The sequence below is a fragment of the Streptomyces albireticuli genome (assembly GCF_021228125.1).
In the GTDB taxonomy this organism is placed as follows: Bacteria; Actinomycetota; Actinomycetes; order Streptomycetales; family Streptomycetaceae; genus Streptomyces; species Streptomyces albireticuli.
The window spans coordinates 503013-526956 of the sequence record NZ_JAJQQS010000002.1; the positions used below are offsets into that span (position 1 = coordinate 503013).

20 protein-coding genes and 1 tRNA gene are annotated in these 23944 nt (G+C 71.6%); 13 read left to right on the forward strand and 8 right to left on the reverse strand.

All coding sequences use genetic code 11. The features are described 5' to 3' along the window. Nucleotides 1-284 precede the first annotated feature (284 nt). From LUZ64_RS02425 to LUZ64_RS02435, 3 genes are all read right to left on the reverse strand, one after another. Nucleotides 285-1145 carry a DUF4429 domain-containing protein gene (locus LUZ64_RS02425; protein ID WP_095581472.1) on the reverse strand — a complete coding sequence of 287 codons (861 nt, stop codon included), beginning with the start codon at nt 1143-1145 and terminating at the stop codon, nt 285-287. A 333-nt stretch (nt 1146-1478) separates the two neighbouring features. Next, the gene (locus LUZ64_RS02430) at nt 1479-2702 is read right to left on the reverse strand and encodes an alpha/beta hydrolase (protein ID WP_211305148.1); all 1224 of its coding nucleotides are present in this window, start codon (nt 2700-2702) and stop codon (nt 1479-1481) included. A 98-nt stretch (nt 2703-2800) separates the two neighbouring features. Next, a complete protein-coding gene (locus tag LUZ64_RS02435; RefSeq protein WP_095584217.1) occupies nt 2801-3460 on the reverse strand; it encodes a TetR family transcriptional regulator in 660 nt (219 codons plus the stop codon). A gap of 118 nt (nt 3461-3578) precedes the next feature. Here LUZ64_RS02435 and LUZ64_RS02440 point away from each other — a divergent pair, with 118 nt between their 5' ends. Further along, nucleotides 3579-5171 carry an MFS transporter gene (locus LUZ64_RS02440; protein WP_095584218.1) on the forward strand — a complete coding sequence of 531 codons (1593 nt, stop codon included), beginning with the start codon at nt 3579-3581 and terminating at the stop codon, nt 5169-5171. A 123-nt stretch (nt 5172-5294) separates the two neighbouring features. Next, the gene (locus LUZ64_RS02445) at nt 5295-5690 is read left to right on the forward strand and encodes a peptidase inhibitor family I36 protein (protein WP_095584219.1); all 396 of its coding nucleotides are present in this window, start codon (nt 5295-5297) and stop codon (nt 5688-5690) included. Between the two features lie 258 nt (nt 5691-5948). On the opposite strand, the gene aceE is transcribed toward LUZ64_RS02445, so the two are convergent. Continuing rightward, nucleotides 5949-8681: a pyruvate dehydrogenase (acetyl-transferring), homodimeric type gene (gene aceE / locus LUZ64_RS02450; RefSeq protein ID WP_095584220.1), complete on the reverse strand. Its 2733-nt coding sequence runs from the start codon at nt 8679-8681 to the stop codon at nt 5949-5951. Nucleotides 8682-9174: 493 nt separating this feature from the next. Between aceE and LUZ64_RS02455 the strand changes: the two genes are divergently transcribed. The 6 genes from LUZ64_RS02455 (at nt 9175) to LUZ64_RS02480 (ending at nt 13789) form a co-directional block, all read left to right on the forward strand. Continuing rightward, the gene (locus LUZ64_RS02455) at nt 9175-9597 is read left to right on the forward strand and encodes a DUF3052 domain-containing protein (RefSeq protein WP_095584221.1); all 423 of its coding nucleotides are present in this window, start codon (nt 9175-9177) and stop codon (nt 9595-9597) included. Nucleotides 9598-9808: 211 nt separating this feature from the next. After that, nucleotides 9809-10267 carry a peroxiredoxin gene (locus LUZ64_RS02460; protein ID WP_087928279.1) on the forward strand — a complete coding sequence of 153 codons (459 nt, stop codon included), beginning with the start codon at nt 9809-9811 and terminating at the stop codon, nt 10265-10267. A gap of 223 nt (nt 10268-10490) precedes the next feature. Further along, nucleotides 10491-11066, forward strand: coding sequence for a TerD family protein (locus LUZ64_RS02465; RefSeq protein WP_087928280.1), 576 nt, complete (start codon nt 10491-10493; stop codon nt 11064-11066). 117 nt (nt 11067-11183) lie between these two features. Further along, a complete protein-coding gene (locus LUZ64_RS02470) occupies nt 11184-11759 on the forward strand; it encodes a TerD family protein (protein WP_095584222.1) in 576 nt (191 codons plus the stop codon). 48 nt (nt 11760-11807) lie between these two features. Continuing rightward, a complete protein-coding gene (locus LUZ64_RS02475) occupies nt 11808-12938 on the forward strand; it encodes a DUF475 domain-containing protein (protein ID WP_095584223.1) in 1131 nt (376 codons plus the stop codon). A gap of 104 nt (nt 12939-13042) precedes the next feature. Then, nucleotides 13043-13789 carry a TerD family protein gene (locus LUZ64_RS02480; protein ID WP_211305149.1) on the forward strand — a complete coding sequence of 249 codons (747 nt, stop codon included), beginning with the start codon at nt 13043-13045 and terminating at the stop codon, nt 13787-13789. 135 nt (nt 13790-13924) lie between these two features. Here LUZ64_RS02480 and LUZ64_RS02485 read toward each other — a convergent pair whose 3' ends face one another. Further along, nucleotides 13925-14857, reverse strand: a complete 933-nt coding sequence (locus tag LUZ64_RS02485; RefSeq protein WP_095579518.1) for a TerD family protein — start codon at nt 14855-14857, stop codon at nt 13925-13927. A 305-nt stretch (nt 14858-15162) separates the two neighbouring features. Here LUZ64_RS02485 and LUZ64_RS02490 point away from each other — a divergent pair, with 305 nt between their 5' ends. The 4 genes from LUZ64_RS02490 (at nt 15163) to LUZ64_RS02505 (ending at nt 20778) form a co-directional block, all read left to right on the forward strand. Continuing rightward, nucleotides 15163-16338 (forward strand): HpcH/HpaI aldolase/citrate lyase family protein, encoded by a 1176-nt coding sequence (locus tag LUZ64_RS02490; protein WP_095579519.1) that lies wholly within the window; start codon nt 15163-15165, stop codon nt 16336-16338. Beyond that, nucleotides 16335-19187 (forward strand): phosphoribosyltransferase, encoded by a 2853-nt coding sequence (locus tag LUZ64_RS02495; RefSeq protein ID WP_095579520.1) that lies wholly within the window; start codon nt 16335-16337, stop codon nt 19185-19187. Before LUZ64_RS02490 ends, LUZ64_RS02495 begins: the two co-directional genes overlap by 4 nt. Then, on the forward strand, nt 19184-19987 hold the full coding sequence (locus LUZ64_RS02500; RefSeq protein WP_095579521.1) for an HAD family hydrolase: 804 nt from the start codon (nt 19184-19186) through the stop codon (nt 19985-19987). The genes LUZ64_RS02495 and LUZ64_RS02500 overlap by 4 nt, the downstream gene beginning before the upstream one ends. Nucleotides 19988-20115: 128 nt before the next feature. Then, a complete protein-coding gene (locus tag LUZ64_RS02505) occupies nt 20116-20778 on the forward strand; it encodes an O-methyltransferase (protein WP_095579522.1) in 663 nt (220 codons plus the stop codon). A gap of 143 nt (nt 20779-20921) precedes the next feature. Here the strand turns inward: LUZ64_RS02505 and LUZ64_RS02510 are convergent, their stop codons facing one another. The 3 genes from LUZ64_RS02510 to LUZ64_RS02520 form a co-directional block, all read right to left on the reverse strand. Beyond that, entirely contained in the window at nt 20922-21149 is a 228-nt protein-coding gene (locus tag LUZ64_RS02510) for an FmdB family zinc ribbon protein (RefSeq protein ID WP_087928288.1), read from the reverse strand. A gap of 130 nt (nt 21150-21279) precedes the next feature. Beyond that, complete coding sequence (locus LUZ64_RS02515; RefSeq protein WP_095579533.1) at nt 21280-22587, reverse strand: hypothetical protein; 1308 nt, start codon at nt 22585-22587, stop codon at nt 21280-21282. 197 nt (nt 22588-22784) lie between these two features. Next, nucleotides 22785-23564, reverse strand: a complete 780-nt coding sequence (locus LUZ64_RS02520; RefSeq protein ID WP_232390113.1) for a DUF4097 family beta strand repeat-containing protein — start codon at nt 23562-23564, stop codon at nt 22785-22787. Nucleotides 23565-23736: 172 nt separating this feature from the next. On the opposite strand from LUZ64_RS02520, the gene LUZ64_RS02525 reads away from it, so the two are divergent. Further along, nucleotides 23737-23808 (forward strand) — tRNA-Val (locus LUZ64_RS02525). The last annotated feature ends 136 nt before the right edge of the window (nt 23809-23944 follow it).

Consider the following 23944-nt stretch of genomic DNA (forward strand, 5'->3'; position numbering starts at 1 on the left):
GGCGTCACCCCGGGGTGCCGGTTTCCGGGTCATACCTCGGTATCAGGGGTATCGGGGGTGCCGCGGCCCGGGCGGTCGCCGCGGCCCCGGTGGTGTCGGCAGGCCGGTGTCACGGGGTGTGGAGCCCGGTGGGGCTCGGGGCGGCCCCGGCCGGTGCGGGCTCCTCGTCCGCCCGCTGACACGACCGGCACGGCCGTAGGGCTCCACGGGGCTTCGCCGTGCGGCGCGGGCCACGGCCGGTGCCGGGCCCCCGGCTGGCCAGGACCCCGCGGCCGCCGGTGCGGCTACAGCTCGGCGAGCAGCTCCGCCTTCTTGGCGCTGAACTCGTCGTCGGTGAGCAGGCCCGCGTCGTGCAGCGCGCCCAGGTGCCGGATGCGGTCGGCGATGCCGCCCGGGTCGGGCCGGGGCGCGGGGATCCGGGCCGGGGGGACGCCACGGGCCCCGGCGCGGACGGCGGCGAGGACCGCGGCGGCGAAGGGCAGCGATTCGTGGACGAGGCCGTAACCCATGCCGAAGACGACGGCCGCGGGGTCCTGGTCGGCCGGGCCCGGCAGCCGGGCGTCCGCGTCGCGCGGTACGAGCCGCAGATGGCCGCCCGCGATCTCGGGGGAGCGCCACTCGACGCCCGCCAGCTCATCGACCGCGAACCGCTGGTCGCCGGCCTTCCACTTGGCGGAGGAGGCGCCCGTCCAGAACCACCGGAAGGCGACGGACGCGCCGTCGAAGGACGCCTTGCCGTCGTAGGCCTTGAAGGACAGGGGCGGTGTCGGAGCGGCCACCAGATGGCGCTCGGCGGGCTCGTCCGCGGCGGGGCCGAGCGCGGCGCGTATCTCGTCGGCGTAGTACTCGGCGAGGGCGTCGCGTTCGGCGGGCAGCACCAGACGGTAGGGGTCGCAGACCTCCTTGAGCTGGCCGTCGGCGACGTCCATCAGCGGATCGGCGCCCGGTCTGGGCACAGCGCGCAGCACCACCGTGCCGCGCTTCCCCGGGGCCTGCTCGACGGCCGCGAGCGCCTCGTAGGGGATGCGCCGCTCACCGAGCGCCTGGAGCAGCCTCGGTGTGCGGATCCCCCGTTCGAAGCGGATGAGCACGGAGTCGGTGTCGAACTCCCAGGCGGCGTGGAAACCGGCCAGCACATCACCCATGCGGCTCATCGTATGCGGCGGGGGGCTGTGCGTCCCCCCTCCGGGCGGATGCGCTACGCGCGTCACGGTGGGGTGGAAGCGGAATGGGGGCCGCCGTGGGGTGGCGGGTGGGTGGGTGGGTGGGCCGCTGCGCGGGGCTTGTTCCCCACCCCGCCCCTTCCCGAACCGGGGCTCCGCCCCGGACCCCGGTCCTCAAACGCCGGACGGGCTGGATTTTCCAGCCCGTCCGGCGCTTGAGGACACCGCGCGGTAGCGCGGAAGGGGGCCCGGGGGGCGGAGCCCCCCGGTTACGGGAAGGGGCGGGTAGGGGACAAAGCCCGCCGCAGGCGCGCGTCAGACCAACCCGTCCGCGCAAGCGTCCGCACCCTTCGCGCAGACGACCTCCGCCGACCCGCCCACCCCGATCGCCGCGAAGTTCGCCAGACTCGTCGTCCCCGGTTCGAAGTACCCGCCGTGGCCGTCCGCCCCCCGCGCCGAGAGCAGGCGCGCGCCGAAGCCCGGGGAGACCGGGTCCGCGCCGTGGCCGAGGCCGCCGACCTCCAGGTGGGGGACGTCCTGGATCCAGTCGTCGGCGTTGCGCATCGCCCAGATCCGGGCACCGGTGCCCAGTTCGGAGACGTGCTCGGCGCGCATACCGGGGCTGCCGGCGACGGCGACGTCCGTGACGCGCGGGGAGATGTCGCGGACGGCGACCCCGCAGACCACGGAGCCGTAGCTGTGGCAGAAGAGCGAGACGGGGGAGGTGCCGGGCAGGGCCCGGACCAGGGCGCGCAGCCGGAGCGCGCCCTCGGCGGCGAGCTTGCCGGTGGCCGCGTCCATGCCGACGCCGGCGGGGGTGGTGTAGTCGTCCCAGGCGATGACGGCCGTCCTGGTGCCGGCGGACGCCTTCCGCTCGGCGGCGTGGAGGGAGCGGGCCATGCCCACCGGCGCGGTGTAGGCGCGCTGGGTCTTCTCGAAGGTCAGGACGTTGGTGTCGACGCCGGGCACCACGACGGAGACCCGCTCGGCCCGGTCGAGGTCGCCGATGACCTCGGCGACCCGGCCGGCGCCGCCGGGATCGAAGGCGAGGATCTGCCGGCCGTCGCCCATCAGCGACTCGAAGCGGTGCATCCGGCGGCCCGCCTCGCGGCGGCCCACGGGGGTGAGCCCGCTCTCGCCCATGCGGTGCTTCTCGACCTCGCGGGCCCGGTCCAGGGCGACGCGGTTGGCGCGGTAGCGCAGGGACACGGGGGCGCCGTTGAGATTGCCGACGACGAGGGGGTAGCGCTCCGCGAGCCGGTCGCGCTCGGCGCCGGTCAGCGAGCCGAAGAACCGGGCCAGGACGTCGGGGCCGGAGCCGGGGGAGGGCAGCGGCCGGCCGCCTATGGAGCCGTGCAGCCAGGACTGGAGGGATCTCGACCGGGCGTCGCCGGTCGCCGCGTGACCTCTGACGGCCGTCCAACCGGTCGTCGCGAGCATGACGAACACGACGGCGAGCGCCAGCAGCGCACGCCACACGGCGGCCGTGGTCGTCCAGGGTACGGAGGAGGGGGAGCCGAGCTCCGGGAAAGAAGTCACCGCGAACCAGCGTAGGAGAAACCCGGTTGCGTCCGTGAAGTCAGTGAGCTATCTCACGTTTGAATGAGGGCAATTGGTCACGCCCAGGTGATTCGCGATCAGGTCCGCCAGTTTTCCGCCAACGCCGGGCCGAGCTGGTCCAGATGGTCGGCGATGATCCCGCGCAGCTCCGTCATGCCGGCGCCGCCCTGCTCGCCCCAGATCCGGCCCGTCACCCGCATCACCCCGCCGAAGGCGGCGAGCAGCACCCGGGGCCGGGGGTCCGTCGCGAGGTCCAGTCCCTCGCGGCGCGCGATCTCGTGCGCGAGCCGCTCCTCCACCTCGGACAGCCGGCGCAGATGCACCGCGAGCAGCGCGGGGGTGGACTCGATCATGCGGTACGTCCGCATGTGCAGCTCCAGGGGGACGACCGACCCGACCTCCTCGCCCAGGCTGTCCCAGGAGGTCAGCACCGCTCCGCGCAGCGCGGCGAGCGGGGACTCGGCGGCCGGGCGCTCGCGCAGGGCGGCGCAGAAGGACGACTCCACGGAGTCCTGAAGGGCGAAGGCGACCTCCTCCTTGCCCGCGAAGTAGCGGAAGAAGGTGCGGGGGGAGACGTCCGCGGCCTCGGCGATCGCGTCGACCGTCGTCCGCTCGTAGCCCTGGAGTGCGAAGAGCTCCAGGGCGCAGCGGATCAAGGTGTCCCGGGTGCGCCGCTTCTTGCGCTCGCGCAGGCCGGGCGGGGCCGGCCGGGAGCCCGCGTCCTCGATGGCGTGCATGGGGATTCGCCTCTCCTTCGACGCATTTCCGCTGTTCAGAATAGACATGAGCAGATTTGACAGATACCGACTCCTGCACATGTTTGTCAATTGTCAGACGCTGCCATAATCTCGAAATATGACGTCTCAGACCACCGTCGCCGACGCGACGCCGGATCTCGGGCCCCGAAAGGGATTACGGGGCCATCCCTGGCTGACACTCTTCTCCGTCGCGATAGGCGTGATGATGGTCACGCTCGACGGCACCATCGTCGCTATCGCGAACCCCGCGATCCAGAAGGACCTGGGGGCCTCGCTGGCCGACGTCCAATGGATCACCAACAGCTACCTTCTCGCCCTCGCGGTGGCACTGATCACCGCGGGCAAGCTGGGTGACCGCTTCGGTCACCGGCTGACCTTCCTGATCGGCACGACCGGCTTCGCGGTGGCCTCCGGTGCCATCGCCCTCTCCGACAGCGTCTCGCTGGTCGTCGCCTTCCGCGTCGTCCAGGGCCTGTGCGGCGCCCTGCTGATGCCGGCCGCGCTCGGACTGCTCCGGGCGGCGTTCCCGCCCGCGAAGCTCAATATGGCCATCGGCATCTGGGGCATGGTGATCGGCGCCTCGACGGCCGCCGGCCCGATCCTCGGCGGTGTGCTCGTCGAGCATGTGAACTGGCAGTCGGTCTTCTACGTCAACGTGCCCGTGGGCGTCCTCGCGCTCGTCGTCGGCGTGCTCATCCTCAAGGACCACCGCCCCGAACAAACGTCGAGCTCCTTCGACGTCCTGGGCATCGTCCTGCTCTCCGCCGCGATGTTCTGCCTGGTGTGGGCGCTCATCAAGGCACCCGCCTGGGGCTGGGGCGACACCCGTACCCTGCTGTACCTCGCCGGGGCGATCGTCGCGTTCGTCCTCTTCACCGTCTGGCAGGCCAAGGTCCGGGAGCCCCTGCTGCCCCTGAGCCTGTTCCGCTCCCTGCCGCTGACCGCCGGCACGATCCTGATGGTGCTGATGGCCTTCGCCTTCATCGGCGGCCTGTTCTTCGTCACCTTCTATCTCCAGAACGTGCACGGCATGACGCCGGTCAACGCCGGTCTGCACATGCTCCCGCTCACCGGAATGATGATCGTCGGATCGCCGACCGCCGGCGCCGTCATCACCAAGATCGGCCCCCGGATCCCGATGGTCGCCGGCATGCTCTTCGCCGCCGCCGCGTGCTTCGGCATGGCCACCCTGGAGCCGGACTCCGGCTCCCTCGCGATGTCCGTGTGGTTCGGGCTCTTCGGTCTCGGCCTCGCACCGGTGGTGGTCGGCGCGACCGAGGTGATCGTGGGCAACGCCCCCATGGAGCACGCCGGCCTCGCCGGTGGGCTCCAGCAGGCCGCCATGCAGGTCGGCGGCTCGCTGGGGACGGCCGCCCTGGGCGCCGTGATGGCCGCCCGGGTCGACAACCTGCTGCCCGACCGGTGGGCCGAGGCCGGGCTGCCGAAGGGCACGCCCGAGCAGATGGACCAGGCGTCCGACGCCGTCGCCGTCGGTATGGCACCCGTGCCGCCGAAGGCGCCGCCGGAGCTCGCCCAGCGGATCACCGATGTCGCCCATGACACTTTCGTGTCAGGCATGGGCCTGGCCTTCACCGTCGGCGGGTGCGTCGGACTGCTCGCCGCCGTGTGCGCGCTGTTCACCAAGCGCGGTGACAACGCCGAGGCCGGCGCCGGCGCCGCCCACGTCTGACGGGCCCGGCGCTTTCCCCTATCCGGACACAAGAGGGCCTCGCGGCGCGGGGCCCTCTTGGCATCGGTGATCACCCCCGCCAGGATGCGGTGTGCGACACAGTCGACACAGGGAGTGAAGCCCATGCGTACGATCCACGCTGTTTCCACCCGGATCGCCACCGTGACCGCCACGGTCACCGCCGCCGCCTGTCTGGCCCTGCTGGCCGCGCCCGCCGCGGACGCCGTCGGCAAGGGGCGGCTCGGTCAGTGCGCCGCGGGTCAGCTGTGCCTCTGGTCGAAGCCCGGCTTCCACGGCACGCGCGCCACCGGCGAACTCGCGGACATCTCCATCGAGAGCTGCGTCACCTTACCGGCGGGCGCGACGGCCGCGTCCCTCGCCAACCGCACGGGGCGGCCCGTCACCACGTACCAGAGCGCCACGTGCGGGGAGACGGGCGAGTTCGACACGTACCCGTCGGGGACGTGGGTGCCGGAGACGGCGTACGTCGTGCGGGCTTACAAGGTCTGGGAGCGCTAGGGGTCCACGGCGGGGCTTTTTCCCCTACCCGCCCCTTCCCGCTGTATCCGATGTGCGGCTCCGCCGCGTGAGGGGCTCCGCCCCGGACCCCGGTCCTCGATCGCCGGACGGGCTGATTCTGCCCGGACCGGGCGAGAATCCAGCCCGGCCGGCGATCGAGGCCACCGCGCGTAGCACGGAAAAGCCGGTGCCCCGGCCGACATTCGTCGGCCGGGGCACCGGCAAGGAACAGACGGGACTACCGCCCGGTGCGAACGACTACGCGTCGCCGCCCGCGGCGCCCGGGTCGGCCGCCGTGACGTCCAGGAGCTGGTAGCGGTCCACGGCCTGCTTCAGCGCCGAGCGGTCGACCTTGCCCTCCTTGGCGAGCTCGGTGAGCACCGCCAGGACGATCGACTGCGCGTCGATGTGGAAGAAGCGGCGGGCCGCGCCACGGGTGTCCGCGAAGCCGAAGCCGTCGGCACCCAGCGACTGGTACGCACCCGGCACCCAGCGCGAGATCTGGTCCGGAACGGCACGCATCCAGTCGGAAACGGCCACGAACGGACCCTCGGCGCCCTGGAGCTTCTGCGTGACGTACGGCACGCGGAGCTCCTCCTCCGGGTGCAGGAGGTTGTGCTCCTCCGTCTCGATGGCGTCCTTGCGCAGCTCGTTCCAGGAGGTCGCCGACCAGACGTCCGCCTTGACGTTCCACTCCTCGGCGAGGATGCGCTGGGCCTCGATCGCCCACGGCACCGCGACACCGGAGGCGAGGATCTGGGCCGGGATCGCGCCCTTCTCACCCTGCGAGAAGCGGTACAGACCCTTGAGGATGCCCTCGGCGTCCACGTCCGCCGGCTCGGCCGGGTGCTGGATCGGCTCGTTGTAGACGGTCAGGTAGTAGAAGACGTCCTCGGCGTTCTCGCCGTACATCCGGCGCAGACCGTCCTTGACGATGTGCGCCATCTCGAAACCGAACGCCGGGTCGTAGGAGACGACGCCCGGGTTGGTGGACGCCAGCAGCTGCGAGTGGCCGTCCGCGTGCTGGAGACCCTCACCGGTCAGCGTCGTACGACCGGCGGTCGCGCCCAGCACGAAGCCGCGCGAGAGCTGGTCGGCCATCTGCCAGAACTGGTCACCGGTGCGCTGGAAACCGAACATCGAGTAGAAGACGTAGACCGGGATCAGCGGCTCGCCGTGCGTCGCGTAGGCCGAGCCCGCCGCGATCAGCGAGGCCGTGCAGCCCGCCTCGGAGATGCCGTCGTGCAGCATCTGGCCGGTCGGCGACTCCTTGTACGCGAGCAGCAGCTCGCGGTCCACGGACTCGTACTGCTGGCCGAGCGGGTTGTAGATCTTGGCCGACGGGAAGAACGCGTCCATACCGAAGGTGCGGTACTCGTCGGGCGCGATCAGCACGAAGCGCTTGCCGATCTCCTTGTCCCGCATGAGGTCCTTCAGGATGCGGACGAACGCCATGGTGGTGGCGATCGACTGCTGGCCGGAGCCCTTCTTCGCGGTCGCGTAGACCTTGTCCTCCGGGAGGGCCAGCGCCTTCGACCGCACGACACGGGTCGGCACATAGCCGCCCAGCGCCTTACGGCGGTCGTGCATGTACTGGATCTCCTCCGAGTCGCGACCCGGGTGGTAGTACGGCGGCAGGCCGGACTCCAGCTCCTTGTCGGCGATCGGGATGTGGAGGCGGTCGCGGAAGCGCTTGAGGTCCTCGACCGTGAGCTTCTTCATCTGGTGGGTCGCGTTGCGGCCCTCGAAGTTCGGACCCAGGGTCCAGCCCTTGACCGTCTGCGCGAGGATCACGGTCGGCTGGCCCTTGTGCGCCTTGGCCGCCGCGTACGCCGCGTAGATCTTCTTGTGGTCGTGGCCACCGCGGCCCAGGTGCAGGATCTGGTCGTCGGTCATGCCCTCGACCATCTTCCGCAGACGCTGGTCGTCGCCGAAGAAGTGGTCACGGATGTACGCGCCGGTCTCGGTGGCGTACGTCTGGAACTGACCGTCGGGGGTGCTGTTGAGCTTGTTGACCAGGATGCCGTCCCGGTCCTGCGCCAGCAGCGGGTCCCAGGAGCGGTCCCAGACGAGCTTGATGACGTTCCAGCCGGCGCCGCGGAACTGCGACTCCAGCTCCTGCATGACCTTGCCGTTGCCGCGCACCGGGCCGTCGAGGCGCTGGAGGTTGCAGTTGACGACGAAGGTCAGGTTGTCCAGGCCCTCACGGGCGGCGATGGACAGCTGGCCGAGCGACTCGGGCTCGTCCATCTCGCCGTCGCCCAGGTACGCCCACACGTGGGACTTGGAGGTGTCGGCGATGCCGCGCGCCTCCATGTAGCGGTTCATCCGCGCCTGGTAGATCGCGCCGAGGGGGCCGAGACCCATCGAGACGGTCGGGAACTCCCAGAAGTCCGGCATAAGCCGCGGGTGCGGGTAGCTGGAGAGGCCGTAGGGCGCCTTGGACTTCTCCTGGCGGAAGGAGTCCAGGTGCCGCTCGGAGAGTCGGTCCAGCAGGAACGCGCGGGCGTAGATGCCCGGGGAGGCGTGACCCTGGAAGAAGATCTGGTCGCCGCCGTCGCCCTCGTCCTTGCCGCGGAAGAAGTGGTTGAAGCCCACGTCGTACAGCGAGGCGGAGGAGGCGAAGGTGGCGATGTGACCGCCGACACCGATGCCGGGACGCTGCGCCCGGGAGACCATGACGGCCGCGTTCCACCGGGTCGCGTTCAGGACCTTGCGCTCGATCTCCTCGTTGCCGGGGAAGAACGGCTCGTCCTTGGTCGCGATGGTGTTGACATAGTCAGTGCTGCGCATCTCGGGCACGGCCACGCGCTTCTCGCGGGCGCGCTCGATCAGGCGAAGCATGAGGTAGCGGGCACGTTCCCGGCCTCGCTCATCGACGGCTGCGTCGAGCGAGTCGAGCCACTCCTGGGTTTCTTCGGGATCGAAGTCAGGGACCTGGCTGGGAAGGCCGCCAATGATGATCGGGTTGCGATCGGATCCGGAAGCCACGCTGTTCCTTCGCTGTTCGGGTCGTGTCGTGCTCTGCACGCATTCGATGCGCACGCGGGCAAACGCTGTCTCTGTTGCTGCCTCTGGCTATGTCGCGCGCGCTCCCATCGTGGACCGCGACAGCGAAAACGTCATCTCTACTGGGCGGTAACCACCGCTTCGCGAGACGACAAGGCGAGGACCGGCCGACTTTCGACGGCCAAATCGCAACCATACGCCCCCTATGGGGGTCGTTCGTGTACGGCCGTTCGGGCCTGATTGCCGCAATCCTGCGGCGCCGCTCGGCAAACCCGGCAGAATACTGTGGCGTGAATCACTCGCCCGAGCTCTTCCGTCGTTGGAGTTGCGGCGAGACGGCCGCTTCCGTCACCGTTTCGGCGGTCTCGATGGCCGGGTACTTGCGCGAACCGCCCGGCACGTGTGGACTACCGCCAATGCCTCGCGTATGCGAGGAACACAAGACACTTTCTCGAAAGATGACAGGAGGCAATCCGTGAGCGCGACCGCGGACCACGCGGAGGAGCGGACCAACCCTGCCGCCAGGCTGGGTTTCCAGCCCGGACAGGTGGTCCAGGAGATCGGCTACGACGACGATGTCGATCAGGAGCTCCGCGAGGCCATTGAGGAGATCACCGGCCAGGACCTCGTCGACGAGGACTACGACGACGTGGCCGACGCCGTCGTCCTGTGGTTCCGTGACGATGACGGCGACCTGACGGACGCGCTCGTGGACGCCATCGGCATGCTCGAGGACGGCGGGGACATCTGGCTGATGACCCCGAAGACCGGCCGCGACGGGTACATCGAGCCGAGCGACATCAACGAGGCGTCCCAGACCGCGGGCCTGAGCCAGACCAAGAGCATCAGCGTGGCCAAGGACTGGACGGGCACCCGCATGGTCGCCCCCAAGCGCTGACGCCCCCGGCGTAGCCGAAAACCGCCCACCGCGCCCCCCGGCGGCCCCACCCAGCGAAGGCTGGGGAAGGCCCCACCGGGGGGCGCGGTGCGTGGTGCGCCGGCGCGCAGTGACACACTGGCCGCCTACCCGCCGGTGGCCGGGGTCGCGGGAGGGAGCGACTCGCCCAGCGCCCAGGGACCGGCTCCTGTCGAGAGAGGGAAGCGAATCCATGGCGATCGATGTCGGCACCAAGGCTCCGGACTTCGAGCTGAAGAACCAGCACGGCGAGACCGTCCGGCTCTCCGACTTCCGCGGCGAGAAGAACGTGGTCCTGCTCTTCTACCCCTTCGCCTTCACCGGCGTGTGCACCGGCGAGCTGTGCGCCCTGCGCGACGAGCTGCCGAAGTTCGCCAACGACGACACGCAGCTGCTGGCCGTCTCCAACGACGCCCCGTTCTCCCTGCGCGTCTTCGCCGAGCAGGAGGGCCTGGACTACCCGCTCCTCTCCGACTTCTGGCCGCACGGCGCCACCAGCCGCGACTACGGCGTCTTCGACGAGGAGAAGGGCTGCGCGGTGCGCGGCACCTTCATCATCGACAAGGAGGGCGTGGTCCGCTGGACCGTCGTCAACGGGCTGCCCGACGCGCGCGACCTGAACGAGTACACCGCGGCCCTCGCGGCCCTCTGAGGTCCCTCGCCGAACCCGTTTCCGTAAGTTTTTCCCAGACGCCCGGGGTTCCCGTCCGGCCGATGTTCGGCCGCCCGCGCACTCCGGGTACGGTCCGCGTGCAAGAAGCCTGTAATCGGTGGGAACCGGTCACTAGGATCCAAACGTTGATCGGATGCCATCGCACAACGGGGGCACAGGTCTCGCCGAATGGTTCCGGCCCCCTCGAACCAATGGAGGACTCGTGGGAGTCAGTCTCAGCAAGGGCGGCAACGTCTCGCTGACCAAGGCGGCCCCCAACCTGACCGCGGTCATCGTCGGTCTCGGCTGGGACGCCCGTACCACCACCGGTACGGACTTCGACCTGGACGCCAGCGCGCTGCTGACGAACGACCAGGGCAAGGTCGCCAACGACCAGAACTTCGTCTTCTTCAACAACCTCAAGAGCCCCGACGGTTCCGTCGAGCACACCGGTGACAACCTCACCGGTGAGGGCGAGGGCGACGACGAGGCCATCAAGGTCAACCTGGCCGGGGTGCCCGCCGACGTCCACAAGATCGTGTTCCCGGTCTCGATCTACGAGGCCGAGGGCCGCCAGCAGAGCTTCGGTCAGGTCCGCAACGCCTACATCCGCGTCGTGAACCAGGCCGACAACACCGAGCTCGCCCGCTACGACCTCAGCGAGGACGCCTCGACCGAGACCGCCATGGTCTTCGGCGAGCTGTACCGCAACGGCGCCGAGTGGAAGTTCCGGGCCATCGGCCAGGGCTATGCCTCGGGTCTGCGCGGCATCGCGCAGGACTTCGGCGTCAACGTCTGACCGGCACACCGACGGCGTCCGGCGCCGCACGCCCGCCCATGGCACGGTCATGGGCACCGGCGTGCGGCGCCGGACGTACATAGAGACCCTTTTCCAACCCGGGGAGGAACAGAAAACATGGGCGTCACGCTCGCCAAGGGAGGCAATGTCTCCCTCTCCAAGGCCGCACCGAACCTCACCAATGTGACCATCGGTCTCGGCTGGGACGCGCGCTCCACCACCGGAGCCCCCTTCGACCTCGACGCCAGCGCCCTGCTGTGCGCCTCGGGCCGGGTGCTGGGGGACGAGTACTTCGTCTTCTACAACAACCTCAAGAGCCCCGAGGAGTCCGTCGAGCACACCGGTGACAACCTCACCGGCGAGGGCGACGGCGACGACGAGTCGATCCTGGTCGACCTCACCAAGGTCCCGGCGGCCTGCGACAAGATCGTCTTCCCGGTCTCCATCCATGACGCCGACGCCCGCGGCCAGAGCTTCGGCCAGGTCAGCAACGCCTACATCCGCGTCGTCAACCAGGCCGACGGCTCCGAGCTCGCCCGCTACGACCTCAGCGAGGACGCCTCCAGCGAGACCGCGATGATCTTCGGCGAGGTCTACCGGTACGGCGGTGAGTGGAAGTTCCGAGCGGTGGGCCAGGGGTACGCGTCGGGCCTGCGGGGCATCGCTCTAGACTTCGGGGTCAACGTTTCGTAAAGCCGCGCACCGCGCGGGGGACCCCGTACTTACACGATTGGGTGGCCAGTGGTTCTGAAAACCTTCGGCTGGTCCTTTGGCGTCACCGCCCTGGGACTGGTTGCAGCGGTGTTCTACGGGGGGTGGGAAGCGTTCGGGATCGTCGCGATCCTCTCCATCCTCGAGATCTCCGTCTCCTTCGACAACGCCGTGGTCAACGCCGGAATCCTCCAGAAGATGAATGCCTTCTGGCAGAAGATCTTCCTCACCCTCGGCGTCCTGATCGCTGTCTTCGGTATGCGGCTCGTCTTCCCGGTGGTGATCGTGGCGATCAGCGCCAAGATCGGCCCCATCGAGGCGGTCGACCTCGCGCTGAACGAGAAGGAGCACTACCAGCAGCTGGTGACCGACGCCCACCCGGCCATCGCGGCCTTCGGTGGGATGTTCCTGCTGATGATCTTCCTCGACTTCATCTTCGAGGACCGTGACATCAAGTGGCTCGGCTGGCTCGAGCGGCCGCTGGCCAAGCTCGGCAAGGTCGACATGCTGTCGGTCTGCATCGCGCTGATCGTCCTGCTGGTCTCGGCGATGACCTTCGCCACGCAGGCGCACCAGCACGGCGGCGCACACGTCGACAAGGCGGCCACGGTGATGCTCGCGGGCATCGCGGGTCTGATCACCTATCTGATCGTCGGCGGGCTCTCCGGCTACTTCGAGGACAAGCTCGAGGAAGAGGAGGAGCGCGAGCACGAGGCGGAGGAAGAGGCCAGGAAGGCCGGCAAGAAGAAGCCGGCGATACTGCTGGCCGGCAAGGCCGCGTTCTTCATGTTCCTCTACCTCGAGGTCCTGGACGCGTCCTTCTCCTTCGACGGCGTCATCGGCGCCTTCGCCATCACCAACGACATCGTCCTGATGGCGCTGGGCCTGGGCATCGGTGCCATGTACGTACGTTCGCTCACGGTCTACCTGGTCCGCAAGGGAACCCTGGACGACTACGTCTATCTGGAGCACGGCGCGCACTACGCCATCGGCGCGCTGGCCGTGATCCTCATGGTCAGCATCCGCTACGAGGTCCCCGAGATCGTCACCGGCCTCATCGGCGTGGGGCTCATCGGCTGGTCCTTCCTGTCCTCGGTGCGCCGCAACCGGGCCATCGCCAACGGTGCGGCTGACAAGGCGGAAGTCTCCGCCGGGGTGTGACCCTGGCACATTTGAGGAACGCTCTGATCGGGGCGGTCGTGAGGGTCACCTCACGGCCGCCCCTTTCGCGGTCGGCGCTCGAATGGGGTGGGGGTTTCATGGCCATGGCGATCTGGGACAAGTTCCTCGGCGGCTGGGGACGGCCGAGCACACAGCAGCTCGACTTCGGCGGCGCCAACGGCGCGGTCGAGCTCACCAAGCGTCATCCGACCTTCTCCCTCACCAAGCAGGGCGCCGTCACGGGAAACCTCCGGGTGAACCTCTCCTGGCGGATGCGCACCTCCTCGGACTTCGGCGAGCGGGCCTCGCTGAGCGAGGGCCTGCGCCACCCGCTGAGGAAGTTCCGGCCCGAGATGGTGCAGGCGCAGGGCCCGGCCTTCGTCAATGTGGACCTCGATCTCGCCTGTATGTACGAGCTCCAGGACGGCTCGAAAGGTGTGGTCCAGCCCCTGGGCTCCATACTGGGCAGCCTCAACAGTCCGCCGTACGTCCAGCTCAGCGGCGACGACCGGTTCGGCTCGGGCTCGGGCGAGACGATCTACGTCAACATGGACCACCACGCCGAGATCAAGCGACTGCTGATCTTCGTCTATATCTATGACGGCACCCCGGCGTTCGACCGTACGCACGCGATGGTCACGCTCTACCCCGGCAACGGCCCCCGGATCGAGATCGCGCTCCACGAGCGCGCGCCGGAGGCCCGGTCGTGCGCCGTGGTGATGCTGGAGAACAACAAGGGTGAGGTCACGCTGCGGCGCGAGATGAAGTACGTGTACGGCTTCCAGGCGGAGCTGGACCGGCTGTACGGGTGGGGACTCCAGTGGGGGCGGGGGTACAAGACGAAGGTGTGAGGGGGAGCCGAGCCCGGCCGGCGTTCGAGGGTCGGGGGCGGAGCCGCATATCGGATGCGGCGGGAAGGGGCGGGGCCGGGGCCGGCGCCGGGGCCCGGGCCGGGGCCGGGGAAAGGCCCCGCCGAGCCCCTTCCCTCAGCGGTTCGACTGGAACTGCGGACCCTGCGGCGGCAGCCGGAACCCCGGATCCGGCACCGGCCGGGCCTGCGGATACCCATAGGCCGGCTGCGCCGCGGGCTGCTGCGGATACCCGTACGCGGGCTGAGCCGGCTGCGCGGGCAGCACCGGCGGAGCCGGCGGCATCGGAGGCGGCGGCGGATACCCGTACCCGGACTGCTGCTGCGGCACGGGGGGAGCGGGCTCGGGATCGGACGACGGGGAGGGTGAGGACGCGGGCGGGGGAGTGGACGTGGGCGTGGCCGCGGGCACGGTCGCGGGCTCGCCGGGCTCGCCGGGCTCCGGGACACCGGCCCCGGAATCCGTTCCGCCGTCGCCGCTGCCGGTCCCTCCGCCGTCCTCCTCGTCGACCGAGATCCCGAACTCCGTCGCCAGCCCCACCAGCCCGGACGCGTACCCCTGCCCGAGCGCCCGGAACTTCCAGCCGTCGCCGCGCCGGTAGAGCTCGCCGCAGATCATGGCGGTCTCCGAGCCCGTCTCCGGCCGGACCTCGAAGCGCGCGAGCGGTTCGTCGGCCCGGCCGCCGCCCGCCGCGGTGTCGTAGAGCAGGACGCACAGGTCGGGGACCAGCCCGAAGGGGCCGCCGTCCGCGGACGCGGCGAGCACGACGCGGTCGACGGCGGGCTCCAGCCCCGTGAGGTCGGCCTCGATCGCGTCCGTCGCGCCCTCGACCAGCCGCTTCTTCGCGAGGTGCCGGACGGCGCCGGAGGGGTGCCGGGGCTGGTTGTAGAAGACGAAGTCCTCGTCGGAGCGCACCCGGCCGCCGCCGTCCACCAGGAGTGCGGAGGCGTCCACGTCCGGGACGCCCGGCCCGGGGGTCCAGCGCAGTACGGCCCGTACGTTCCGGGCGTCCAGCGGGATGTTCGACCCCTTCGGCATGGCGTGCGTCATGCCGCAATCCTGCCCTCCCGTGCGGGCCGGGGACAACGCAGGTCCCACCCGACCGAAGGACGGCGGTGGGGGCGCGCGGGAGGAAATGGGGAGAGTGCCCCGGGTGGCACCTGGGAAAGCGACGGGGAGAGCCTTCGGGAGCGTGCCCGGGACGGCCGCCCGTCAGGACGAAGACGCGCAGTGTACCCATGCGGATGGCCAGATTTTCATGCGCTTGGGGAACTCTTGACCCGTCACCGGACGTACGATAATCGGCCACACTTCCGGCTGGACGGTCCGGTGGAACGTGGTAAACGGGGAGAGTAATGAGGCATTTCGAACACCTTGCGCCCTCGGTGCGGAATGGGCTGTTCCATAGAGAGCCCGGCGCGTTCGACGCCGACTCCCCGGCCCGTACGCTCGCGGTCGCCCTCGGCGCCACGCTCTACAGCCCCGCCACCCGCCCCGCCCTCGCCCACGACATCCGCAAGCAGGCCGAGCGCGGCGTGGTGTCCATGGTCCTCTGCCTGGAGGACTCGATCGGCGACGAAGAGGTGGAGAGCGCGGAGGAGAACCTCGTCCGCCAGTTCACGGAGCTCGACCGCCTTTCCGCCGACGGCCGGAGCCTGCCGCTCCTGTTCATCCGGGTCCGCGAACCCGAACAGATCACGGACCTCACGCACCGCCTCGGCCCCGCCGGACGCCTGCTCTCCGGCTTCGTCCTGCCGAAGTTCACGGAGGAGCGGGGCGTCCCCTTCCTCGAAGCGCTCGCCCTGGCCGAGAGCGAATGCGGGCGCAGGCTGTTCGCCATGCCCGTCCTGGAGTCCCCCGAGCTCCTCCACCTGGAGACCCGCACCGAGACGCTCGCCGGGATAGCGCGCACGGTCGACAAATACCGCGACCGGGTGCTCGCCCTGCGGCTCGGCGTGACGGACTTCTGCTCCGCGTACGGGCTGCGCCGGGCACCCGACATGACCGCCTACGACGTGCAGCTCGTCGCCTCCGTCATCGCCGACGTCGTCAACGTCCTCGGCCGGGCCGACGGCAGCGGCTTCACCGTCACGGGCCCCGTCTGGGAGTACTTCCGCCAGCACGAGCGGATGTTCAAGCCCCAGCTGCGCCGGACGCCCTTCGCCGGGCCGGCGGAGGAGCTGCGCACCGCCCTCATCGAGCACGACATGGACGGCCTGCTCCGCGAGATCCAGCTGGACCGGGCCAACGGGCTCCAGGGCAAGACCTGCATCCACCCCTCGCACGTCGCGCTCGTGCACGCGCTGTCCGTGGTCAGTCACGAGGAGTTCAGCGATGCCGAGGACATCCTGCGGCCGGAACGCGACGGCGGTGGAGTGATGCGCTCCGCGTACACGAACAAAATGAACGAAGTGAAGCCGCACCGGGCCTGGGCCGAGCGGATCATGCTGCGCGCCGAGGTGTTCGGTGTCGCGCGGGAGGACGTGAGCTTTGTGGAGCTGCTGGCGGCGAGCGTGGGGGCGACGGCGTGACGTGGTCGGGACAGTGGGTGGCGGACCGGCTCGGGGTCGGGCTGGAGGGTGACCCGGAGCTGACGTCGCTGCTGGGCCTCGCGGTACGGAGGAACAAGAAGCGCGCCCACCTCCTCGTCTCCCACGTCCTCGGCAAGCACGTACCGGCGGCACCCTCCGCCGTCTACGGGTCCGGGGTGGGCCTCGGCCGCCGGGTCAGGGACCTGCTCGGCGACGAGGACGCGGCGCGGGCGGTCGTCCTCGGCTACGCGGAGACGGCGACGGGCCTGGGCCACGCGGTCGCGGACGGCCTGGCCCTCGCCCCGTACCTGCACTCCACGCGACGCCCGGTCGCCGGTGTCCGCCCGGTCGGCGGCTTCGAGGAGGAGCACAGCCACGCCACGTCGCACCTGCTGCTGCCGGAGGACCCGGAGCTGCTGGCGGGCGACGGGCCGCTGGTCCTGGTCGACGACGAGTTCTCCACCGGCCGCACGGTCCTCAACACCATCACCACCCTCCACGCGAACTTCCCGCGCGAGCGGTACGTGGTCGTGGCCCTCGTCGATATGCGGAGCGCGGCGGACCGCGCCCACCTGGACGACTTCGCGACGGGCCTGGGCGCCCGCGTGGACCTGATAGCCCTCGCCTCCGGCACGGTGAGCCTGCCGGAGGGGGTGCTGGAACGGGGCCAGGAGCTGGTGGCCCGGCACGAGGCGCTCGCGGCGCTCGCGGAGCGGGGCGCGGTCGGGCGCGGTGGCGCCCTTCCGGCCGCCGCGGGGCCCCACCGCGTAGGCGGCTGGGTCTCCGCGAGCGGCGCGACGGTGCGTGCCCTGGACGTGTCCGGGCGCGAGGACGGCCGGTCCCTGGCGCACGGAGGTGCCGATCCGGGCCTCGTGGGGCCTGAGAAGTCCCCCGGCGGTAGCGGTTCGGCGGCGCCGGGCGAGCCCCTGGAGGTGCTCCCGGACCGGTCCGGTGGCGGCCGTACAGGGTCGGCGGACGGCTCGTCGGCGCGCCCCGAGCGCCTGACCCGCGTCGACGTCGGCTGGCCCGAGGGGTTGCCCGACGGTGGCCGGCACGGGTTCACGCCCGGACACCGGGCGCGCCTGGAGGCCGCCCTGCCGGGCATGGCCGCCCGCGTCGCGGACGCGCTGGCCGCGGCGGGTGTGGTCGCCGGTGGTGGGGGCGTGGGTTCCGGTGAGTCGTCCGCGCCGGGCCCGGCCGCCCGTGTCGCGAACGCCGCTGCCACCCCCGGGGCGGCTTCGACCGGCCTGGCCACGGGCATGGACGCACCCCAAGGTGGCCCGACCGTGACCGGCGCCTCGCCGGCGCCGCGCCGCGTCCTCGTGCTCGGCAGCGAAGAGCTCATGTACGCGCCCCTCCGCCTCGCCGCCGCTCTCCAGGACGTGTTCCAGGAGACCCGCCCCGGCGCCACCGACGTCCGTTTCTCCACCACCACCCGCTCGCCCGTCCTCCCCGTCGACGACCCGGGGTACGCGATCCGGACCCGGATCGCCTTCCCCGCCCACGACGACCCGGCGGACGGCCCCGGCGAGCGTTACGCCTACAACGTCGCGGGCGCCGGCTTCGACGCCGTCGTGGCCGTCGTCGACTCGGCCGCCGACACCCCCCGACTCCACGCCCCCGGCGGCCTGCTGGACCGGCTCGGCGCCCACACCGGGCACGTCGTGCTCGTAGCCGTCCCCTCCTACGCACCGGAGATCCACACCCCCATGCCCGAACCGCTCCGCGGCCCCGCCTTCTCCTCCTACGACCCGGCCGACGTCGGCTGGCTGCTCCAGGACCTCTCGGACGTCTCCCTGGAGGCGCCCACCGAGGAGCGCGAGGAGGCCATCCAGAGCGGCGGCGCGCACTACGCGGAGTCGCTGCCCGTCGAGTACCAGCCGAGCGCCGACTACCAGGCCCTCTTCCACGCCGCGCTCGACGCCTCCGCCGCCCGCATGGCCAGAGCCGTCGGCGTGGTCACCGAGACCGTGCTCGCCGAGCGGTCCCCCCGCCCGGTCCTGGTGTCGCTGGCCCGCGCCGGCACCCCCGTCGGCGTCCTGATGCGCCGCTGGGCCCGCCACGCCCACGGCCTCGACCTGCCGCACTACGCCGTCTCCATCGTCCGCGGCCGCGGCATCGACCCCGTCGCGCTGCGCTGGCTCGCCGCCCACCACGACCCCGCCGACGTCGTCTTCGTCGACGGCTGGACCGGCAAGGGCGCCATCACCCGCGAACTCGCCGAGGCGCTGCGCGGGTTCGACGGCTTCGACCCGCGGATCGCCGTGCTCGCCGACCCCGGCCACTGCGTCGACACCTACGGCACCCGGGACGACTTCCTCATCCCCTCCGCCTGCCTCAACTCCACCGTCTCCGGCCTGATCTCCCGCACCGTGCTGCGCGCCGACCTCGTCGGCCCGCACGACTTCCACGGCGCCAAGTTCTACCGCGAGCTCGCCGGCGCCGATGTCTCCCGCGCCTTCCTCGACACCGTCGCCGCCCGCTTCGCCGAGGTCGAGGAGGACGTCGCCGCCGACGCCAAGGAGCTCGCCGCCGCCGACCGCGCCCCCACCTGGGAGGGCTGGGCGGCCGTCGAGCGCATCAGCGAGGAGTACGGCATCCACGACGTGAACCTGGTCAAGCCCGGCGTCGGCGAGACCACCCGCGTCCTGCTCCGCCGGGTCCCCTGGAAGATCCTCGCCCAGCGCGGCGCCGGTGCCGACCTGGACCACGTCCGGCTGCTCGCCGAGCAGCGCGGCGTCCCCGTGGAGGAGGTGGACGGCCTGCCGTACAGCTGCGTCGGCCTGATCCACCCCCGCTACACCCGCGGCGCGACCGGCGCCGACGGCAAGGCGGTGACGGCGCCGTGACCCTCCTCGTCGCCAGCGACCTCGACCGCACGCTGATCTACTCGGCGGCGGCCCTCGACCTCACCGTGCCCGACCACCGGGCGCCCCGCCTGCTGTGCGTGGAGGTCTACGACCGCAAGCCGCTCTCGTACATGACGGAGACCGCGGCCGCCACGCTCGACGCGCTCTCCCGCACCGCCGCGTTCGTCCCCACCACGACCCGCACCCGCGAGCAGTACGGCAGGATCCACCTGCCGGGCCCCGTCCCCGAGTACGCGATCTGCGCCAACGGCGGCGAACTGCTCGTACGCGGCGAGTCCGACCCCGGCTGGCGGCGCGACGTGGAGCGCCGGCTGGCCGCCGCGTGCGCCCCGCTCGCCGAGGTCCGCGCGCATCTGGTCCGTACCGCCGACCCGGCCTGGCTGCTCAAGGAGCGCACCGCCGAGGATCTGTTCGCCTACCTCGTCGTGGACCGCCCGCTGCTCCCGGACACCTGGGTGAAGGAGCTCACCGAGTGGGCGGACGGCCGCGGCTGGTCCGTGTCGCTCCAGGGCCGCAAGCTCTACGCGGTGCCCCGGCCGCTCACCAAGAGCGCGGCGGTCGCCGAGGTCGCCCGGCGCACGGGCGCGACCGAAGTCCTCGCCGCGGGCGACTCGTTGCTCGACGCCGACCTGCTGCTGGCCGCCGACCGCGGCTGGCGGCCGGGCCACGGCGAGCTGGCCGCCGCCGGCTGGACCGCCCCGCACGTCACCGCGCTGGAGACGCGCGGAGTGGCGGCGGGCGAGGAGATCCTCGCGGCGTTCGCGGGGGCGGCGGCGTAGGCGCGGCGTAGGCTCGGGGTCCGGTCGCGTGCGCTCAACAGCGCGCGAGGCCGGGCCCCTTCGCCGGTCCCGCCGTCTTCACCGCCGGGGCCGGAGCCGTAACTTCCTTACTCGCTGAGGAGAATCGCGTGCCGGAGTTCAAGGGCCCCCGGGTCACCCCCGATCTGTACGCCTACGTGCTCGCCCACAACCCGCCGCTCACTCCGGAGGAGCGCGCCCTGGTCGACCTCACCCACGCCGCCCTCCCCGCCGTGGCGGTCAAGCAGACCGCCGAGGAACAGGTCCCGCTGCTGGCCTTCCTCGTCCGGCTCACGGGAGCCCGGCACATCGTGGAGGTCGGCACCTTCACCGGCCTGTCGGCCCTGGCCATGGCGAGAGCGCTGCCCGCCGGCGGCCGGCTGATCGCGCTGGACATCTCGGAGGAGTGGACGGCCTACGCGCGCGACGCATGGGCCGGCGCGGGCGTCGCCGACCGGATCGAGCTGAGGATCGCGCCCGCGCTGGACTCACTGCGCGCGATGCCGGAGGAGCCGCACATCGACCTGGCCTTCATCGACGCGGACAAGGAGAACTACGTCCCGTACTGGGAGGAGCTGGTGCCGCGCATGCGGCCCGGTGGGCTGATCGTGGCCGACAACGTCCTCTTCAGCGGCGATGTGGTCGCGGAGCGGCCGGGGCCGATGGGGGCGGCGGTCAAGGAGTTCAACACGCATGTGGCGGCGGACAAGCGGATGGAGTCCGTGATGATCACAGTGGCGGACGGGCTGACGCTGGCGAGGCGTGTGGGGTAGGAGGGGGTAGGAGGGGGGAATAGCCGGACAGCCCGTCCGGCGCGCGGGAGGACGGGCTGAGCCCTGAGACGACCATCGCTTCGAGAGCGACCGTGCCTTGAGACCGGCCTGCCGTTGAGAAGGGCCGCGCCCTGAGGGCGTCCTCAGCCGCAGCAGCCGCCCCCGCAGCACCCTCCGCCTCCGCCACCCGCGGACGGCGCGGGCGCGGGCCGCCCGGACGAGGAGCCACCCGTCATCGCGACCGTGGACAGCAGCTTCACCGTGTCGGTGTGTCCCTCGGGGCACACCGCCGGGGCCGAGGACTCGGCCATCGGCCGGCTGAGCTCGAAGGTGTCACCACAGGCTTTGCAGCGGTATTCGTAGCGAGGCATGCGGGCAGCATAGCCAGCGGCGGGCGGGGCGGGACAGCGCACGCGAAGGGCCGGGGCGCGGCCGGGGGCGTACGTACGTCAGGGCGGGGTCGGCCGAAGACCGCGGGCCGTCCTGTGGTGCGCTCAGCGCTCAGCGCCCGGCCGCGCCGCGGTCGTCGCGTATCTCCCGCACCACCCGGGTCACGGTCCCCCGCACGGCCTCCGTCTCGGTGAGGAACGCCCACCAGTCCGGATGCCGTCCCTCCAGGCCCGCGACGGCCCGGTCCAGGCGGGCCACGGCGTCGTCCAGCGGCCCGGCGTGACGGGGGTCGGGGGTGTTGCGGCCGGCCATCGCGAGCCGCTGGGCGTCGCGGATGGCGAAGCGGGTGCGCTCCACCTCCTTGCTGTGGTCGAAGGACACCTCGTCCAGCCGCCGCAGCCGGTCGCCCGCGGCGGAGACGGCCTCGTCGGTGGTGTTCAGCAGGGCCCGTACGGTCGACAGCCGGGCCAGGGCGTCCGGCCAGCGCTGCTCGTCGCGGGCCGTGCGCGCCTCGCGGAGCTTCTCCTCGGCCTGGGCGACGGCGTGGGCCGCCTCCTCGGGCACCTGCTGGAGGTCCTGCCAGCAGGCGGCGCTGTAGCGGCGGCGGAGCTCGCTGAGGACGGGCTCGACGCCGGCGGCGCGGGTGGTGAGGGCCTGGGCGCGGGTGCGCAGCGAGACGAGGCGCTTGTCGACCTCGGCGGCTTTCTCCGGCAGGCCCTCGGCCTCGACGCGGACGGCCTCGGCCTGGCGCAGCACGCGGTCCGCGCGCTGGAGGGTCTCCTGCACGCCGTGCTGCCCGGCGCCCTGGTTGAGCCGGGTCAGCTCGGGGCCGAGGGCGGCGAGCCGGGCGGCGAGGTCGTCGGCGGTGAGCCCGGAGGACCGTACGGCCTCCAGGGCCTCGCCGGCCGCGCGCAGCGCCTGGCGGGCCCGCTCGACGGCGGGGGCGAGCCGGGCCAGCTGGGTCTCGGCCGTGGCCAGCAGGGGGCCGAGGCTCCGCCCGAACCGGTCCAGATCGGCCTTGACCCGGACCAGCTCGTCCTTGGCCCTGGCCAGGTCCGTACGGGCCCGGCCGGCGGCCCCGGCGTCGAGGTCGTCGCGGTCGAGGTCGTGGGAGTCGACGGCGGTGATGTAGGCGTGGGAGACCTCGTCGATGCGGTGCCCGAGGCCGGTGAAGTCGGCGGCGGCCTTGCGGGCGGCGGGGGAGGGGTCGACGGCGGTGATCGTCTCGATGGAGATCCGCAGATCGCGCTGGGCGGTGTCCAGCTCGTAGAAGGCGGCCGCGGCGGCGTCCTTCGCGGCCTGGGCGTCGGCGCGCTGGTTCTCCCCGCGGCCCCGGCCCCAGCGGCGCGTGCCGCCACCGGCGAAGGCGGCGGGCGCGGCGGCGAGGAGCAGGGGGACGGGGAGCAGCGCGAGCGCCACGGTGTCCTGGACGGCGGCGGCGAGGGCCGCGGCACCGCCCGTCCGGTGGCCGCCGCCGGTCCGCGCGGAACGGAGGGAACGGCGGCGTGCCGGTCCCGCGGACTCTGCGAAGGTCGCCGTCACTTGCCCACTCCCGATGGATCGCCCCTGGCCCGGGTGCCATTGTCCCACCCGTTAAAGACGAACACACGGGACCGTTAGTTCGCGATCAGGACCTTGACGTTGCCGTTGTCGCTGCGCCCCAGGACCCAGTGACCGCTGGCGTCGTCGCGGGGGACCTGCACCGTGGTGGTGCCGTTCCGGCTCGACGCGTCGACCCGGTACGGGGAGTGGGGCAGCTCGATCTTGACGTTGCCGTTGTGGTTGGAGGCCTCGACGCGGTCGGGGACGCGGGCCAGGGCGAGCTGGACGTTGCCGTTGTCGGAGCTGGCCTTGACCTGGCGGGCGCCGGCGCCGGTGGCGATGACGTTGCCGTTGGAGCTGGAGAGGTCGAGGGCGCCGGTCGCGTCCGTCACACGGACCTCGCCGTTGTTCGAGGAGACCTTGAGGTCGGCCGAGAAGCCGCGCGCCTTGACGGTGCCGTTCCGGTCCTTGACGGTGAGGGCGACCCCGCGCGGCACCTCGATCTTGTGCTTGGACGCGCAGTTCGCGCTGATTCCGTCGCAGTGCTCGCGCAGCTTCAGGGTGCCGTCGTCCATCTCCCAGCTCGCCTTGGACGACCCGCCCAGGGTCCAGCCCGCGAACCAGCGGGTGACCTTGACCTCCTTTACGTCCGCGGGCACGAGCTCCAGCGTGGAGTTGTCGCTGTCCACCGTGAGCTCCCGCCCCGCGAGCGGGAACGCCTTGTACTCCGGCTCGGCCTCGTCGACGTCCGCGCTGCCGCATCCGGTCAGCGCCGCACCGGCGAGCAGCACCCCACCGGTGACGAGGGACAGGCGGGCGGTGGAACGGGCGCGGGAGCGGGTGCGGGGCTTCACGGTGACTCCGTAGTCGGGGGTGGTCGGTGCGGCGCTTGGCGTGCAAGATCACCGTACGGACGCCCCCGGGCCCGCCGCCATGACGCTCCCCACCGATCCGGGGTGGGGATAACCCCCGCCCGGCGGTTTGCGGGGACCCGCCCCCGGCAATGTAGGCTGTTCCTTCGATCCGGGGCGCATAGCTCAGCGGTAGAGCGCTGCTCTTACAAAGCAGATGTCGGCGGTTCAAATCCGTCTGTGCCCACAGAGAAATAGCAGGTCAGAGGCCCCTCCACGCGGTTGCGTGGAGGGGCCTCCGCGTGGCGGTGCGCATTCAGTACATGCCGACGCGGTCAGGCCACCGCTTCCAGTACCGATTACCGCTCCAGCTCGGCAAGTGC